The sequence below is a fragment of the Pseudomonas sp. LAP_36 genome (assembly GCF_019456785.1).
In the GTDB taxonomy this organism is placed as follows: Bacteria; Pseudomonadota; Gammaproteobacteria; order Pseudomonadales; family Pseudomonadaceae; genus Aquipseudomonas; species Aquipseudomonas tritici.
In genome coordinates this window covers 503,962-518,656 of the sequence record NZ_JAHZMS010000004.1, presented here as the reverse complement: position 1 = coordinate 518,656, position 14,695 = coordinate 503,962, and the positions used below count along the sequence as shown (strand labels likewise).

At 59.5% G+C, this 14,695-nt stretch carries 15 protein-coding genes; 12 read left to right on the top strand and 3 right to left on the bottom strand.

The annotated features are described in order from the left end of the window. Positions 1–68 precede the first annotated feature (68 nt). Genes JBO08_RS17075 through JBO08_RS17065 form a run of 3 tightly spaced genes read right to left on the bottom strand, consistent with a single transcriptional unit; the run spans position 69 to position 3,005 of the window. On the bottom strand, positions 69–389 hold the full coding sequence (locus JBO08_RS17075; RefSeq protein ID WP_065873334.1) for a hypothetical protein: 321 nt from the start codon (positions 387–389) through the stop codon (positions 69–71). After that, the gene (locus tag JBO08_RS17070) at positions 386–1,711 is read right to left on the bottom strand and encodes an acyclic terpene utilization AtuA family protein (RefSeq protein WP_065910855.1); all 1,326 of its coding nucleotides are present in this window, start codon (positions 1,709–1,711) and stop codon (positions 386–388) included. Before JBO08_RS17070 ends, JBO08_RS17075 begins: the two co-directional genes overlap by 4 nt. Position 1,712: 1 nt before the next feature. Beyond that, the gene (locus JBO08_RS17065) at positions 1,713–3,005 is read right to left on the bottom strand and encodes a CitMHS family transporter (RefSeq protein ID WP_065880814.1); all 1,293 of its coding nucleotides are present in this window, start codon (positions 3,003–3,005) and stop codon (positions 1,713–1,715) included. 111 nt (positions 3,006–3,116) lie between these two features. Here JBO08_RS17065 and JBO08_RS17060 point away from each other — a divergent pair, with 111 nt between their 5' ends. The 12 genes from JBO08_RS17060 to JBO08_RS17005 all read left to right on the top strand — a co-directional run bounded on the left by JBO08_RS17060 (position 3,117) and on the right by JBO08_RS17005 (position 14,695). After that, entirely contained in the window at positions 3,117–4,004 is an 888-nt protein-coding gene (locus JBO08_RS17060) for a LysR family transcriptional regulator (RefSeq protein ID WP_065873337.1), read from the top strand. A gap of 193 nt (positions 4,005–4,197) precedes the next feature. Next, on the top strand, positions 4,198–4,503 hold the full coding sequence (locus JBO08_RS17055; protein ID WP_065873338.1) for a hypothetical protein: 306 nt from the start codon (positions 4,198–4,200) through the stop codon (positions 4,501–4,503). Next, on the top strand, positions 4,484–5,791 hold the full coding sequence (locus JBO08_RS17050) for a diaminopimelate decarboxylase (RefSeq protein ID WP_065880812.1): 1,308 nt from the start codon (positions 4,484–4,486) through the stop codon (positions 5,789–5,791). Before JBO08_RS17055 ends, JBO08_RS17050 begins: the two co-directional genes overlap by 20 nt. A 10-nt stretch (positions 5,792–5,801) precedes the next feature. After that, a complete protein-coding gene (locus JBO08_RS17045) occupies positions 5,802–6,710 on the top strand; it encodes a hypothetical protein (protein ID WP_065873340.1) in 909 nt (302 codons plus the stop codon). A gap of 1 nt (position 6,711) precedes the next feature. Next, a complete protein-coding gene (locus JBO08_RS17040; protein ID WP_065945316.1) occupies positions 6,712–7,689 on the top strand; it encodes a 3-oxoacyl-ACP synthase in 978 nt (325 codons plus the stop codon). 11 nt (positions 7,690–7,700) lie between these two features. Then, positions 7,701–9,296 carry a class I adenylate-forming enzyme family protein gene (locus JBO08_RS17035; RefSeq protein ID WP_256530426.1) on the top strand — a complete coding sequence of 532 codons (1,596 nt, stop codon included), beginning with the start codon at positions 7,701–7,703 and terminating at the stop codon, positions 9,294–9,296. Continuing rightward, a complete protein-coding gene (locus JBO08_RS17030) occupies positions 9,274–9,528 on the top strand; it encodes a phosphopantetheine-binding protein (protein WP_065873343.1) in 255 nt (84 codons plus the stop codon). The genes JBO08_RS17035 and JBO08_RS17030 overlap by 23 nt, the downstream gene beginning before the upstream one ends. After that, complete coding sequence (locus JBO08_RS17025; protein WP_065873344.1) at positions 9,529–11,082, top strand: AMP-binding protein; 1,554 nt, start codon at positions 9,529–9,531, stop codon at positions 11,080–11,082. Continuing rightward, positions 11,051–12,568 (top strand): AMP-binding protein, encoded by a 1,518-nt coding sequence (locus tag JBO08_RS17020; protein WP_065873345.1) that lies wholly within the window; start codon positions 11,051–11,053, stop codon positions 12,566–12,568. Before JBO08_RS17025 ends, JBO08_RS17020 begins: the two co-directional genes overlap by 32 nt. A 122-nt stretch (positions 12,569–12,690) precedes the next feature. Continuing rightward, positions 12,691–13,095 (top strand): VOC family protein, encoded by a 405-nt coding sequence (locus tag JBO08_RS17015; RefSeq protein ID WP_065873346.1) that lies wholly within the window; start codon positions 12,691–12,693, stop codon positions 13,093–13,095. Beyond that, a complete protein-coding gene (locus JBO08_RS17010; protein WP_065873347.1) occupies positions 13,092–14,219 on the top strand; it encodes an acyl-CoA dehydrogenase family protein in 1,128 nt (375 codons plus the stop codon). Before JBO08_RS17015 ends, JBO08_RS17010 begins: the two co-directional genes overlap by 4 nt. Further along, a complete protein-coding gene (locus tag JBO08_RS17005; RefSeq protein ID WP_065873348.1) occupies positions 14,216–14,695 on the top strand; it encodes a hypothetical protein in 480 nt (159 codons plus the stop codon). Before JBO08_RS17010 ends, JBO08_RS17005 begins: the two co-directional genes overlap by 4 nt.

Sequence of the window (14,695 nt, the reverse complement as noted above, 5' to 3'; positions counted from 1 at the left end):
CCGTGGGAGCGTTGCCGCCTCTGGAAAAAATGGCTTGATGAAAACCATCAAGACAGTTGCTCCCACATTTAGTCCTGCATTACCAAATCGAAATCGAGCAACGCGGAACCCAGGCACTTGCCATGCGCATCCAGCGCCAGTGACCGGGTTACGCCGCCGCGCAAAATCCCCGGCAATACAAAGTTCAACGCCTGCACATTGGGCAACTCATAACGCCGCACAGGTGCCGCACCCGGTTCCCGCAAGCCAGCGAAAAACTCAGCCACGCGTTCGGCCGTGAGCTGTTCGCACAGCAGCGGATAATCTTCGGCACGGTAGGCAATGATCGAGATATTTGACGTATCGCCCTTATCCCCGGTGCGGGAATGGGCCAGCGTGTGCAACTTCATGCTTCGATCCTCGGGTTGACCGCATTGCGCGGCAGCAGCAACGACGCCACGGCCACCACCTGGCGCACGCTTTTGCTCGCGCCGCCGCCTCCGGACGGGCCGTTGGTGTAGAGCGTTTCAACTTCATTGCCAACGCGCACCGCTTCGCCGCGATCCTCACAGCGGGCCGCCACGCGCAGGCGCACTTCCCAGGGTTCAACTGTGCTGCGGGGGCCGTGGAGCGAGTCCATGCCGATCAGCTCCGCCCGCAGGTCCTGCATCTTCACACCCATCAACTCAAGGCGCTTGAGGACTACATCCCGCGCCAGCTGCGCCCGCGCGACAGCACCGGGGCCGCCGTAGGACATCTGCCCCTCACCGATCCAGCCATCCAGATAGCCGACGCTGACCTTCAATTGTTCGGGCCGCGCGCGGCCGTCGGCACCGCTGGCCCGTACGCGATCAACGCTTTCCTCGACAAACCCCACCTGGGAAAAATCGGCCGTCACATCCGGCGTGAGGTACGCCGCCGGGTCGTGTACTTCGTAGATCAGTTGCTCAGCGCAGGTGGCGCGGCTGACCCGCCCACCTGAGCCGGCAACCTTGGTGATCAAGGCGTCGCCGTCGGCATCGATCTCCGCCAAGGGGAAGCCCAGGCGCGCGAGGTCATCCACGTCCTTGAAACCGGGATCGGCAAAGTACCCACCGCTGACTTGGCCGGCGCATTCGAGCAAATGCCCCACCAACGTGCCGCGCCCCAGACGCCGCCAATCATCAGGCGCCCAGCCAAATTCAAACATCTGCGGCGCCAGGAACAACGACGGGTCGGCCACGCGCCCGGTGATCACCACATCCGCTTCGGCGCGCAACGCCTCCAGGATACCGTCTACGCCCAGGTAGGCATTGGCGGAAATCAGCCGTTCGCCCAGGGAACCGACAGTCTGGCCGTTATCCAACAGAAACTCGGGCTGCAACACGTGCAACACGTCGTCGCCGACGACCGCAACCACCTTAAGATCAAGGCCCAACTCGTCGGCAATCCGCCGCACTTCAATAGCCGCGGATACCGGATTGGCGGCGCCCATGTTGGTGATCACCCGCAGGCGGCGGCGACCTTCAGGCCGGCCAACAAAGGGCAACACCCGGCGCATGCGCTCACTCAGCAAGGGGTCGTACCCACCCTGTGGATCACTGATACGCGCCTGTTGCGCCAAGGCAATCGTGCGTTCAGCCAGGCACTCGAACACCAGATAATCCAGGTCGCCCCGCTCGGCCAGTTCCACGGCAGGTTCGATACGGTCGCCGGAATAGCCGGCGCCGGAACCGATGCGCAAGGTTTTCATCTCAAATTACTCCCAGGAGCAACGCCGTCAGGGTCATCAACACCGACGCGGCGAACAGAAACGGAATGGTGAAGCGCTGGTGATCGGCCAATTCGATCTTGCACAGGCCCACCAACAGGAAGGTCGCGGGGGTCAGCGGGCTGACCGGGAAGCCGGTGGTGTGCACGCCCAGCAATGAGGCTTGGGCCACTTGCAGCGGGTCGACGCCCAAGGCCTTGCCGACTTCAGCGATCACCGGCATGACGCCGAAATAGTAGGAGTCGGGGTCAAACAGCATGCTCAGCGGCATCGAAATAAAGCCCACCACCGCCGGGATCAACTTGCCGTGGCCGGCCGGAATCTGCGCCACCGCCACTTCGGCAATCGCCTTGAGCATGCCGGTGCCTTGCATGATGCCGGTGAACACGCCGGCTGCCAGCAGGATACTGGCCATGGTCAGCGCGGTCTTGGCATGGGCATCGATGCGGGCGCGCTGGGCGTCGACGTTCGGGTAGTTGATGCACAGCGCCACCACGGTGCCGAGCATAAACATCACTACCGGGTCGACCCAGCCGGCAATCATCACCACCATCACCAGCACGGTCAGGACCAGGTTGACCCAGAACAGACGCGGGCGACGCAGCTTGATGTCGTCGTCACTGAGCACCCGCTGCGGCATCGCATCGACGGTCGAGCCGGCGCCGAGGCCCAGGCGTTTTTCTTCGCGATGACCCAGCCACCAGGCGCAAGCAAATACGAAGATCAGGCCGACGATTTGCACCGGGATCAGCGGCTGGAACAAATCCGCCACTGGCACATGTAACGCCGCGGAGGAGCGCAGCACCGGGCCGGTCCACGGCAAGAAGTTGACCCCGGCCGCCATCGCGCAGACACACGCGAGGATGCGCTTATCAATGCCCAGCCGCGTGTACAGCGGCAGCATCGCCGGCACCGTCACCAGAAAGGTCACCGCGCCGGAGCCGTCCAGGTGCACCAGCAACGCTAAGGTCGCGGTACCCACGACGATCCTTGTAGGACGCGTCCCCACCGTGCGCAGGATGCGATCAATGATGGGGTCGAGCATGCCGGCATCGGTCATGATTCCGAAAAACAGGATCGCAAACACAAACATGCCCACCACAGGGGCGACGTTCTTGATACCGGTGATGATGAAGGCGCTGGTTTGCAGGCCGAACCCACCGAGCAGCGCGGCAATGATCGGCAAAGCGATCAAGGCGACCAGCGGCGAGAGGCGTTTGCTCATGACGGCAGCGAGCAGGCACAGGATGGTGATGACACCCAGGGTAGCGAGCATGGGTTACTCCAGAGCGGCCTTTGTGGCCGGTTATTGTTTTCCCTGGAGTATTGGAAGCGGGTTAGTCTTTGTAAATTGGAATATTCACCAGCTGGTGTTCGGAAAAACAAAATGAAGAACAGTATCCAACACATCCAGGCATTCCTTGCCGTGGCCCGCACGGGCAGTTTCACCAAGGCTGCCAATGAGCTGCACCTGTCGCCTTCCGCGCTGACCGTGCAGGTGCAACAGCTGGAAGACTGGCTCGGCGTCGCCCTGCTCGACCGCAGCCCACGTCACGTCAGTATCACCGCCGCCGGCCTGGAGGCGCGCGGGCCCATGGAAAAACTGCTGTTGGACCTGGACAACATCGTCACCGGCTCCCGGGACCTCGCCGCCTTACGCCGAGGCGTGGTCACCATCGCCGCCCTGCCCTCGGTGTGTGCCGGTTCGCTGCCGCCGGTTCTGCGCCTGTTTCGCGAGCGTTTTGCCGGGATCGAAGTACGCCTGCATGACTTGGTGGCCCATCGCATTCACGCCCAAGTACGTTCCGGCGAAGTGGATTTCGGCATCGGCGTGCGCGCACGGCTCAGCCACGGCCTGGAATTCGTACCGGTGCTGGATGATCGTTTGTGTGCGTTTGTACCGCTGGATCATCCCCTCACCCGCCATCGCCAACTGACCCTGGAACAATTGGCGGACCAGCCGATCATCCTCACCGGCCGCGACAGCAGTGTGCGTGAGCACGTGGATGCGCTGTTTGACGAGACACGGCTGACGATGAACGCGGGAATGGAGGCCAACTACATGTCGACCGTGTTGGCGCTGGTGCGCCAGGGGCTGGGGATCAGTGTGCTGCCGGAGTCGGCGGCGGACAGTCTGGAAGGGTTGAAGCGCATCAATATCGATCACCCAGGGGTGAACCGGGAGATCGGATTGATCAGTCGCAGCGGGATGGGGCTGAGTCCGGCGGCGCAACGCTGTTTCGATTTGCTGAGTGAGCAACTTTCGCCGTCGTAGACAGGACCGGAGCGCACACGCTGTGACTGATATTAAAGCTTCAAGAGACCGGTCCAAACAGGCTTCGCACTCGTTGCGAAAACAGGCGTTATCAATAAGAAGATAGCGACGCGCGCCCTTGCAATTTCAAGCAAATCTCCGTGTACGCCATGGCTATGATCACGCCTACGACGTTTAAGGGGTTGTCACATTCATGAGCGCATCAGAAAACACGGCACGGGCTTTTATACTCGCATCGCTGCATAACCTGGGCGTTGCTCAGGATAAGTTGCAGGCCATCAACCACGGTGCAGACATCTATGGACCGCAGGGGCTATTGGACTCTATCCACTTAGTTGGCCTTATCTCGGCGATTGGTGAATGGGTTGACACCACCGCCGGTAATTCCGAGAGTTTCTTCGATATTCTCGATGACGATCTGTTCGACAACTTTAAAGATATCAATCGAATCGAATCGTTATTGAACGGGAAATTCAGTCATGTCAGCTTTTGCGCCTGATAGTCGCTATATCCACACCGACAAAATTGAAAACATCTCCTATCAGCTGCTGGCAGACTACGTACCCACGCCGTTTTATGCCTACAGTGCCACACAGATAAAAACAGACTTTGCAGAGCTCAAACGCTCGCTCCCCCACGACATCGATTACTTCTACTCCCTGAAAGCCAACCCGAATAAAACCTTGGTTGCGCTCTTGCATGAGGCGGGGACGGGCTGTGAAGTGTGTTCCCTGGTGGAACTGGAAATCGCACTACGCCAAGGTGTGGCACCAAGCGATATCATTTTTGTCGGACCGGGAAAACATATTAACGAGTTGACGCAATGTTGCCTGGCGGGCATTAAAGCCGTGGTGGTCGAGTCCATCGAAGAAATGCGCTTGCTCAATGATATTGCCGCGGGCCTGGGCGTAATCCAAAACATTGCCCTGCGTATCAATCCCGACTTCACTGGCGAAAAAGCCAAGTTGGTGATGAGTGGCAAGCCCCGACAATTTGGTATTGATGAGCAACTATTGCCGCAGGCATTCGCCCTGCTCGGGCAGTTGACGCAACTGCGCCTGGCGGGCATCCATATTTATCTTGGCACGCGCATTCTGGATTGGCAGGCCCTTGCCAACAATACGCAAAATATCCTGACACTGGCCGCCACACTCCAGCAAACCTATGAAATCGCCCTCGACTTCGTGGATGTCGGTGGTGGCTTTGGCGTGCGCTATTTCGACAAGGAAAAAGCGCTCGACCTGCCCGCCCTGGGCGAGGCACTGCTTCCGCTGATGAATAACTATCGACAGGCCTTTCCACACTGCAGAATTGTTATTGAGCTGGGCCGCTTCCTGATTGCACGCGCAGGCATTTTTGTGACGCGGGTCAACTACCTCAAACCGTCCCGTGAAGAGTGGTTTGCGGTGTGTGACGGCGGTGCAAACTGCCACGGCAGCGCTGCCGGCATCAACTCCCTGATCCGTCGAAATTTCCCGATGGCGCGCCTCGGCCCGTCCCGGCCCGGTGACCTGCATCGCTACCAAGTGACCGGTCCGCTGTGCACGCCCACGGACCTGCTGGGCGAGAACATCATGCTGGCTGAGCTTCGTTCGGGAGACCTGATCGGTATCGCGCATTCCGGGGCCTATGGTGCCAGTGCGTCGCCGGTGGGCTTTTTGAGCTTTGGTCACCCGGCCGAAGTGCTTGTCGAAAACGACCAAGCCTTCCTGATCCGCACAGCCGATAGCGTAGACACCATGCTGGCTCCGCAGGTGTGTCAGCGTTTGTCTTTGGCCAAGGCCTGAGGGAATCGCCATGTCCCTTGAGTTTGCGAGTTCCCATATCGTATGGCGCCAGTTCGAAAAACCAACCACCACGCCCGCCGTCGACGACGCACAACTGAAGCTCGTGAAGGACTTCGTCAACGGCTTTTTTCACTCCCATGGCCATGTGGGCCAGGCCCAGGACGCCCATGCCTTTCGCTGGTACGCCGCACAGAACCAGGCATTCCAGGTCATGCTCAAACAGCTGGTCGGCGAGCTGGCAAGCCAGGCCCTGCTCAAAGACCTGGATCTGGTGGTGCTCGCCCACTGGACGCCGGACGTAGAGGTAGGATGCTCGGTAACCAACGCCATTATTCATGAGACCGGTGCCCATGATGCGTTTGGTATTGCTCTCAGCGATCACGGCTTGAGCAGCACGTTCCTGGCACTGCAGGTCATTGAGGATTACCTCGATGACAGCCACCGTGAAAACCGTGAAAAAAAGGCCTTGCTGTTGATCGCCGACCAGGACGCCATCATGTATGACTGCCCTGGCCTGGCCCGTTTCAACCCAGCAGCCAGCGCCTGCGTTGTACTGTTGCGCAGCGTGCCGAGCGAACGGGCCGGCGGCCAACCTGGAAGCATCGCGTTCAAACACTATCGCAAGGTGCCTTTTCCGGCCACGCGCCAGGCTCTGGATGCCCTACTCCTCACGCTGGCTATGTTCACGCCCAGCGAAGACCGGCTGCCCCTGCTGATCCTGACCACGCCGGTTTTTGCCGAACAGTTGCGCCAGCATGCGCCGTTGGCGAGCCACCGTATCGAGAGCTGGGATGAGTCTTTGTTGTCTTGTGCCCCCTGGGCTCGGCTGGAACAAATTGCGCCGAGCAGCCACCGTATTCTGCTGATGCTGGCACAGGGCGACTCTCTGTCCTGCGCCGGCTTTGTGGCGGGAGCCTGAGATGTATATCAATACGATAACCAGCCTGGTCGCTGCAGACCTCACGCCGCTGTCCGCGCTGGCAGAAAAATATGCCTGGGGTGAGCGCAACACGCGAATTTTTGGCCGTTTTCATCGGATGGAGTCGGCCAGCCTGTTTGAACACGGGGGTTTGCCTGACCTGATGATGCAGCTTTTGCAACAGTTCCGGGCCGAGTGTGACCCGGTACTGTTCGAGCAGATTGGCTATGTGGTCTGGGCGCACTCTCTGAATAGCCCCAGCCCTTTTGATCTTGGGCCTGTCCTGGCCAACAAGGTGCGCAGCTTTCTGGGGCGCACAGAGGTAGAGTTTTTCTCTGTTACCCAAGCGTCGTGCGCGTCGGCGCTGGTCGGACTGAAGTTTCTCGATGCCAAACTGGCAGCGGCTCACGCCAGGCAGGAAAACGTCTGCGGCCTATTGATCACGGGGGAAAAGTGCTTCCACGGCACCGTGCAATACGTCAATCAGAATGGCTTTTTCGGCGAAGCATTCTGCGCCACCCTGCTCAGCGCACGTCCTTCGCCCGGCGCCTTATGCATGAGTGGCATGCATGTCCAGCAACTGGCCGCCTACGGCACACGGACGCGCGAGACCAGTCGCGAACGTGAAAACGCCTACGATCATGCCTTCATTCCCACCATGCTGGAAACCGTAAACACCGCGCTGCTGAACGCGGGCCGACGTCCTGAAGAGCTGCGTACGCTGATCCCGTACCACATCAGCCCACCCACCTTCGACAGGATTGCCGACGCAGCAGGCTTTTCCCGGGACATCATTTACCGCCGTCATCTGTACCAGTTGGGACATTGCTTTTGCAGCGACACGTTCCTCAACCTGAAAAGCCTGCTGACGCACCGCGATAACGCTGTAGCCGTAGGCCCTATTCTCGCCGTGGCGTCCGGCATCGCGGGCACCTTTGCAGCCGTCGTTCTTGAATTGAATAATGAGGATCAGACATGAGCACAAACCATTTGACCCAGTGGCTGGTGCACGCTGCACACCAGTGCCCTGAGGGCACAGCACTGATCGAGGGTGAACATGCCGTGACCTGGGCCGCGCTCCATCAACGCGTGATCAATACGGCCGCCTACTTGCGCCAGCTGCAGGTCGAACGCGGCGACCGGGTATTGGTCTGGCTGCCGAACGGGGTGGATTTCGTCGTCTGCTTTTGGGCCGTGCAATATTTGCAGGCCGTGTTTGTGCCAGTAAACCCGGACACGCCGCTGGCCCGAGTCGGCTGGTTACTCGACAACGCAGCGTCGCACCTGCTGATTGCCCAGTCAGGGCAAGCCGCCGCGTTGGCAGCGGCGACAAATGACCTTGAACTACGCGTGCTGTTTGACCAGGTTCCCGACGCGCCAGAAAGTCATTCGTCACTGCTCTCCCTGCAACAAATGGCGGCAATCACCTCAGCGATGCCATTGGTGGTCGAGGGCGCACTGGATATTGACCTGGCCTGCCTGATCTACACCTCAGGTTCGACGGGCGACCCCAAGGGGGTCATGTTGACCCAGCGCAATATGCTCAGCGCGGCGGACTCCGTCGCCACCTATTTGCAATTGGCAGCCAGCGACCGGATTTTCTGCACGATCCCCATGAGCTTCGACTATGGGCTGTATCAAGCGATCATGGCGACCAAGGTGGGCGCAACGCTGATTATCGAAAAGGATTTCAGCCGTCCATTGTTTGCCCTCAAACAGCTGGTCAAGCACCAAGCAACCATCCTGCCGATCGTTCCCACACTGCTGGCGATCATTGCGCCATTGGCCAAGCGCTATGACTTTTCCTCCCTGCGCAAAATCACTAACACCGCAGCGGCACTGCACGCGAGCGACATCGACCTACTGGTCTCGCTCTTCCCGCAAGCCGAGATTTTTTCCATGTATGGGCTGACCGAGTGCCATCGCTGTACCTGGCTTCCCCCGGCCCTGTTGTCCCAGCACAAAGACAGCGTGGGCTATGCCATCCCGAACACCGAACTCTGGGTGGTGGACGACAGCGGCGTTGCACACCGCAGCAATGCCACGGGTGAACTGGTGATCCGCGGGGCAACCGTGATGCGCGGCTACTGGCGCAACCCGGAGCAGACCGCGAAGAAGCTGCGGCCTGGCCCATTGCCCGGTGAGTCGGTCCTCTACACCGGCGACGTGTGCCGGCTGGATGAGCAGGGCTTGCTGTATTTCCTTTCGCGCAGCGATGACATCCTGAAAACCAATGGCGAAAAAGTCGCTCCCCGGGAAGTCGAAAGCGTACTCAAACGCATGCCGGGAGTGCTCCAGGTCGCAGTGCTCGGTGTTGCCCACCCTGTCTATGGTGACGAAATCGTGGCCTGTATCGAATGCGTCGCGCCCCTCGACACCGCGCAGCTCAAAGCCTTTTGCCAGGCTCATCTTGAAGCCTATAAGCGGCCGCACCGCTATTACTTCAGTGAGGCTTTGCCCAAAAACAATAACGGGAAAGTTGACCGCGGCCAGCTGTCCGCCCTACTGCCGCACCGGGAGAACAGCCTGAACGTCGGGAGCACACAACAAACAGGGAGCCAACATGTATACGCCAACCATTATTGAAGCCATCGGGCTGGTTCTGGAAACGTCAAACCTCTCGGAGCTGAGTGCGCGCACACACCTGGAGCGCGACCTGGGATTTGAAAGCGGTTTGTATATCGAACTCATTATGTACCTTGAGGAGCGCATCGAGGACCTGGTGCTCGACCCGGCCACACTGGAATACCAGCACTTCGAGACCGTGGGCAGCCTGTCGAACTTCATCGAACTCAAACTCGCCAGCCGGGCGGCATGAATGGACGCCTGGTCTGAGCTCATAACGGTGTTTATGCGCTTTGAGGATCAAGCGCATACCGCATGGCGCCACCACTCAATGACGTACAGCTACGCGGCGCTCGCCCACCGCGCGCAGGATATCGCCATTGAAATAGTGCGCCAGCCGTCACGCAGCGAGACGCCGCTGGCGCCGGTCTTGGTTTATGGCCACAAATCCTTCGATTTCCTGGCGGCCTGGTGGGCCTGCCTGCTGTGTGGTTGTCCGATTGTGCCGGTTGAATCTGACAACGCTCCCGAGCGGCTGGAACGGATCGCCCGTACGGTCGGCGCCCGTTTGATTCTGAACACCGACGCCCTTCCCTTGTACGCCACCAATGCCAAGGTGATTGACCTCGCCGCCTTGCCGTGGCAGCACCATGCCCCTGCAGCGCTGCGGCATTTGCTGGACGACACGCGCAAGTGGATAGACAACGCAAGCGGCCCCCTGCTGGCTTACATCATGTTTTCCTCGGGAACCACCGGGGAGCCCAAGGGCATTCAGGTCAGTCAGGCCAATTTAGTCGATTTCGTGGCGTGGATACGCAGCGACTTTCCACTTGATGGGGCTATCACCGGAAATGTGCGGTATTGCTTCGATGTCTCCCTATTTGAAATCTGGCTCGCCTGGCAGTTTCTGCAACCGCTGTCGGTGCTCGACCATAGAGACTTGATCAACACCCGCAAAATGATTGCCCAGCATGCACAGATGGCATTGACCTGCTGGGTATCTACGCCGTCGATGATGCGCCTCTACTTGCTGGACCCGACCTTCACTGGGCAGACACTGGCGCAGTTGCGCCGGTTTATCTTCTGCGGTGAAACGCTGCCCAAAGCGATCGTCACCCAGCTGTGGACGCGCTTCCCAGGCAGTGAGGTGGTCAATACGTACGGCCCTACCGAATGTACCGTGGCGGCGTCACAAGTGCTGATTACCCAGGACATGGTGACCTCGTCACTGCCCCTGCCGATCGGTCGCGCCAGGCCCGGCGCAGTGCTGCAACTGGCCCAGCCCGTGGACGCTGCTGGCCGCGGGCAACTGTTGATCAGCGGCAAGTGCGTCGGCCCGGGTTACCTCAATGCAGCGCCTGCGCGTCAGGCCAGTTTCAGCCATGCGGATGGGCAGCCGACTTACGCCACCGGAGATATCGGCCTGTTTGATGGCACCTGGTACTACTTCCTGGGGCGTGAAGATGGCGAGGTCAAAATCCAGGGATACCGTATTGACCTGCATGAAATCGAACGTTTCCTGCGCGACCGCAACCTGGTCGCCGATGCGGTGGTAGAGCCGTATTGGCGCAAAGGCAACGCAGAGGCAATCCAGGCCTGCGTGATCCTCAATGCAACCTGCGAACTTTCACAACTTGGCCACGCCATGCAAGCCCATTTCCCCCCGTGGGCGATCCCGCGTTACTGGTACAGCACGCCCCGCACCGTACTCAATCACAACGGCAAACTGGATCGTTCAGCTGCCCGCCAACTGGCTTTGGACAACGGAGAAAAATATGTTTTTATCGCAAATCAAACCGCTGTTTGAGCGGCTGAAATATCAGAGCACAGCGACCGCGTTGATCAACGAGCAAGGCACCTACAGCTTTGCCGAACTGGGCGTGCGCACCGCCGCGATTGCGCAGGTGCTCGCACCATGGGCAGGCCGTAACGTGCTGGTTCACGGCCACAAGCAAATGGATGCCGTGGCCGCCATGCTGGCGTGTATCAGCCAGGGTTGCTGCTTTAGCTTTGCCGACCAGTCCAACCCCATTGCGCGAATTGAAAAAATTGCCCGGCTGACCCGCGCCGAGCTGATCCTCACGGCGACGCCCCAGAAGCTCGAGGGTCTGGACCCTTGGCCCCAATGGGTGACCTCCACCCTGGAGAACGGCGACCCGGCATCACTGCCACTCGAACCCAATTTGACCCAGCCAGCCTTTTATATTCTCCCAACATCGGGCAGCACCGGTGAACCGAAGGGTGTCGTCGTCAGCTATGAGAACTTCGCCGCATTCTCGATCTGGTACAGCCCGATGATCCGTGACGGTATCGCACACGGATGCCATGTGAGCCACGCCTGTTTCTCCTTCGACATGGGCTTGCTCGACCTTTTCCCGGTGCTGTGCGAGGGCAGAGCCCTGTTGATGCTGGATCACCGCCACAACATGCTGCCGCGGCAAAATATCCGCCTGATGTCGCGCTATCCGCAAAGCCCGGTCACCAGTTGGTTCTCCACGCCAAGCTTTGTCGATTTGATGTTGAAGGACCCTTTGTTCAGCGGGGAGCAGTTTCCGGACCTGAAGCGGTTTTTCATGGCCGGCGAGCGCGCCTCGCTGGGGTTGGTGACCCAGTTGCAGACGCGTTTCCCGGGCCTGGAGGTAATGCACGGTTATGGCCCGACCGAGACCACCGGCATGACCCATACCTTCGAGCTTGGCCAGCCGCCCCAGCACGTCGCAGGCCTACTGTCCCTTGGCGCTGCCTGCGGGTTGACCGGGATCAGGATCGTCGATGCCGAGGGTCAGAGCCTCCCGCCAGGCGAAATAGGCGAAGTGCGTTTGTACGGCCCGCAAGTCGCACTGGGCTACTTGCCTGAGGACGACCCACGTAACAGTGCATTCAGCCATGACGAGTTCGGACGTTACTACGCCACAGGTGACCGGGGTTTTTTGGATAACGAACAATCGCTGTTTATCCACGGTCGGGATGATGGGCAACTGAAACTGAACGGCAACCGTATCGAGCTGGCCGAAATTGAAAGCAGTGTATGCCGCTATGTGGAGGTGACCCAGTGTTGCGCGGTGCCGATCAAGGAAGAGGGTAAGGTCATCGACCTGCAACTTTTCATTCAATTGCGCGAGGACAGTGCAACCCACCGCGCCGCACTGCGCCAGTTCCTGGCAGAACAATTACCGGCCTACATGATCCCGAAATCCCTGTTCTTTTGTCAGACCTTCCCCGTGACACTGCATGGAAAGATCGACCGCCAACAGCTGGTGGATCAACACAAAGAGCCGCTGTCCGTCAGCTGATGGCCACCTGCAAGCACATATAAAAAACTTCCCGCCACCACGGCGAAAATGCCCATCACTCACGCACCGGCGCCGGACAGGCGCCGGCGTCAATCGTTTTCCCCAAGGATAAGGGCGTCGCGATGCGTTTTAGTCATATCGGTTATGTGGTGGGCGACAGCGACGCAACGGCTGTCGCGGTTAAACCGTTTTTCCCGGTTATCGTCCGATACAAAGAATATGTTGGCGCACAAAAAGTGTTCATCACCCTGCTGGAAACGGATGACGGGCACAGCCAGATAGAGTTGGTCGAACCGTTGGAAAACAATCTTCCCTTGCGCGAGCTATTGGCCAAATCCGGCAAGTCGTCGCTGCCCTACCACATCTGCTTTGAAGTCGATGACTTTGATGAGCAATTCAACGTCATGAAGAGCGCCGGCTGGATCGTACTGACACGCCCGTTCAACGCCTTTGACAGCAACCACCGCTCCAGCCACCTCTATCACCCTGATGCCGGGGTCATTGAAATCATGTCAGGCCCGCTATGAGTCAACTCTACGATGACACGTTCGCCGGGCAATCCTGCCCGTTGGGCGCAGACGCCCAGCAGATTGCCGACCAACTGCGCAACTTCGGCGACACACGGCAGATCATGGAGCAGTGGTCGTTCGCGGCGACGTTGAACCATCTCGGCTTGCCGCAAAGGTACCAGGTACCGCCAAGCCGTCAGGTGATCAGCCTGGCTGAACGCTATGAGCTCTACGAGCAGATCGGTTTCCTCTCCCCGGCGCTGATATTCAGCGCACCCGGGCCGAGCATGGCCGCCTATGTGGTGGCCGGGCTGGGCAACGAACAGCAGCAGGATGCCTTCTTCGGCCAGTTCCAAAAGGCATTGTGCTGGTCCTGTTTTGCGATGACCGAACCTACACAGGGCAGCGATGCCGGGGCCATGCAGACCACAGCGACACCGGTTGACGGCGGGTACCTTATCTGCGGGCGCAAGATGTTTATCGGCAACGGTGTCATCGCCGAAACCGGTGTGGTATTTGCGCGTACCGCACCGGGGCAATTGGGGATCAATGCTTTTGTGTTTTCGCCACAAGACCCGGCCATCACCCGCCACCGCCTTGAACTGACAGGGCTTGACGGTACAAACCTGGCGCTGATGGAGTTCAACAACCTGTTTATCCCGGCAGGGGATTTGCTCGGGCAACACTTGAAACCGACCCAGCGTTTTGCGCAGTCGGCGATGGCCACGTTCGATGCGCTGCGCCCCTGCGTCGGCGCCCTGGCGCTGGGAGTGGCGCGACGCGCATTGCATGAATGGCAAGCCTGCGTCACGCCGACCCCGGCACAGTCACAACGGCTGTCGCATATGAAGCGCCGCTGGTATGCCGCTTACCGTGAGGCGTCGAGGGTCTGTCAGCAAGTCGATGAGCAGCACACCCTGGAAAAAAGCCCTGGCATGGTGAAAACCGCCTGCGTGATCCTCGCCGATGAAATTGTCAGTGAACTGATCCACGCGTTCCCCACAGACGCTCAGCCTGTACCGGCAACCCTGTGGCAGGCATTTCGTGATGTAAAAGCCTTTGAGTACACCGAAGGCACACGACAGATCCACCGCCTGAACCAGCGTTTTTCACCCCGACCAGCCAGCCAGGAGTGCCGATGACGCTCGCCCCTCTCGTGCAGGGTCAACTGAATATCGTCAGTACCTGTGAAGCCATCACGCCGGACAGCCGGCACTTTCTTGCTACCCGGGAGCTATCGACCCAGGCGCGCTGGTATCAACACTGGCCACACATCGATTGCGGCGAGCGCCTGCACGCCAAGGCCGCTGTGGACCTGTGCCGCCGCGTCATCAGTGAGCCGTACCCGACCCAGTTGGTTTACGACAGCCTGCACCCGGCAGCGCGCGGTGCAACGCCCCTGCTGCAAAGCCTGATATCCCAATGCCCGGGCTTCATCGAAATCTGGGGCGTGTGCAGTGGGCAATTTGATCCGCATTACGCCGGTTCTCTGGCTAACACCCTGCTTCAACCCGGGCAACGCCTGCTGTATCTGTATGACCCGCTGCAGCGCCTGAGTGGTGACCCGACGCCCCAACTGGCGACGCTGCACTACCTGATCTTTTCTGCACAAGCCTAG

Coding starts and splice junctions, on each gene's coding strand:
- JBO08_RS17010 (WP_065873347.1), top strand. CDS start 13,092: ATGAGTCAACTCTACGATGACACGTTCGCCGGGCAATCCTGCCCGTTG.
- JBO08_RS17065 (WP_065880814.1), bottom strand. CDS start 3,005: ATGCTCGCTACCCTGGGTGTCATCACCATCCTGTGCCTGCTCGCTGCC.
- JBO08_RS17075 (WP_065873334.1), bottom strand. CDS start 389: ATGAAGTTGCACACGCTGGCCCATTCCCGCACCGGGGATAAGGGCGAT.
- JBO08_RS17045 (WP_065873340.1), top strand. CDS start 5,802: ATGTCCCTTGAGTTTGCGAGTTCCCATATCGTATGGCGCCAGTTCGAA.
- JBO08_RS17055 (WP_065873338.1), top strand. CDS start 4,198: ATGAGCGCATCAGAAAACACGGCACGGGCTTTTATACTCGCATCGCTG.
- JBO08_RS17015 (WP_065873346.1), top strand. CDS start 12,691: ATGCGTTTTAGTCATATCGGTTATGTGGTGGGCGACAGCGACGCAACG.
- JBO08_RS17025 (WP_065873344.1), top strand. CDS start 9,529: ATGGACGCCTGGTCTGAGCTCATAACGGTGTTTATGCGCTTTGAGGAT.
- JBO08_RS17040 (WP_065945316.1), top strand. CDS start 6,712: ATGTATATCAATACGATAACCAGCCTGGTCGCTGCAGACCTCACGCCG.
- JBO08_RS17005 (WP_065873348.1), top strand. CDS start 14,216: ATGACGCTCGCCCCTCTCGTGCAGGGTCAACTGAATATCGTCAGTACC.
- JBO08_RS17060 (WP_065873337.1), top strand. CDS start 3,117: ATGAAGAACAGTATCCAACACATCCAGGCATTCCTTGCCGTGGCCCGC.
- JBO08_RS17020 (WP_065873345.1), top strand. CDS start 11,051: ATGTTTTTATCGCAAATCAAACCGCTGTTTGAGCGGCTGAAATATCAG.
- JBO08_RS17030 (WP_065873343.1), top strand. CDS start 9,274: ATGTATACGCCAACCATTATTGAAGCCATCGGGCTGGTTCTGGAAACG.
- JBO08_RS17050 (WP_065880812.1), top strand. CDS start 4,484: ATGTCAGCTTTTGCGCCTGATAGTCGCTATATCCACACCGACAAAATT.
- JBO08_RS17070 (WP_065910855.1), bottom strand. CDS start 1,711: ATGAAAACCTTGCGCATCGGTTCCGGCGCCGGCTATTCCGGCGACCGT.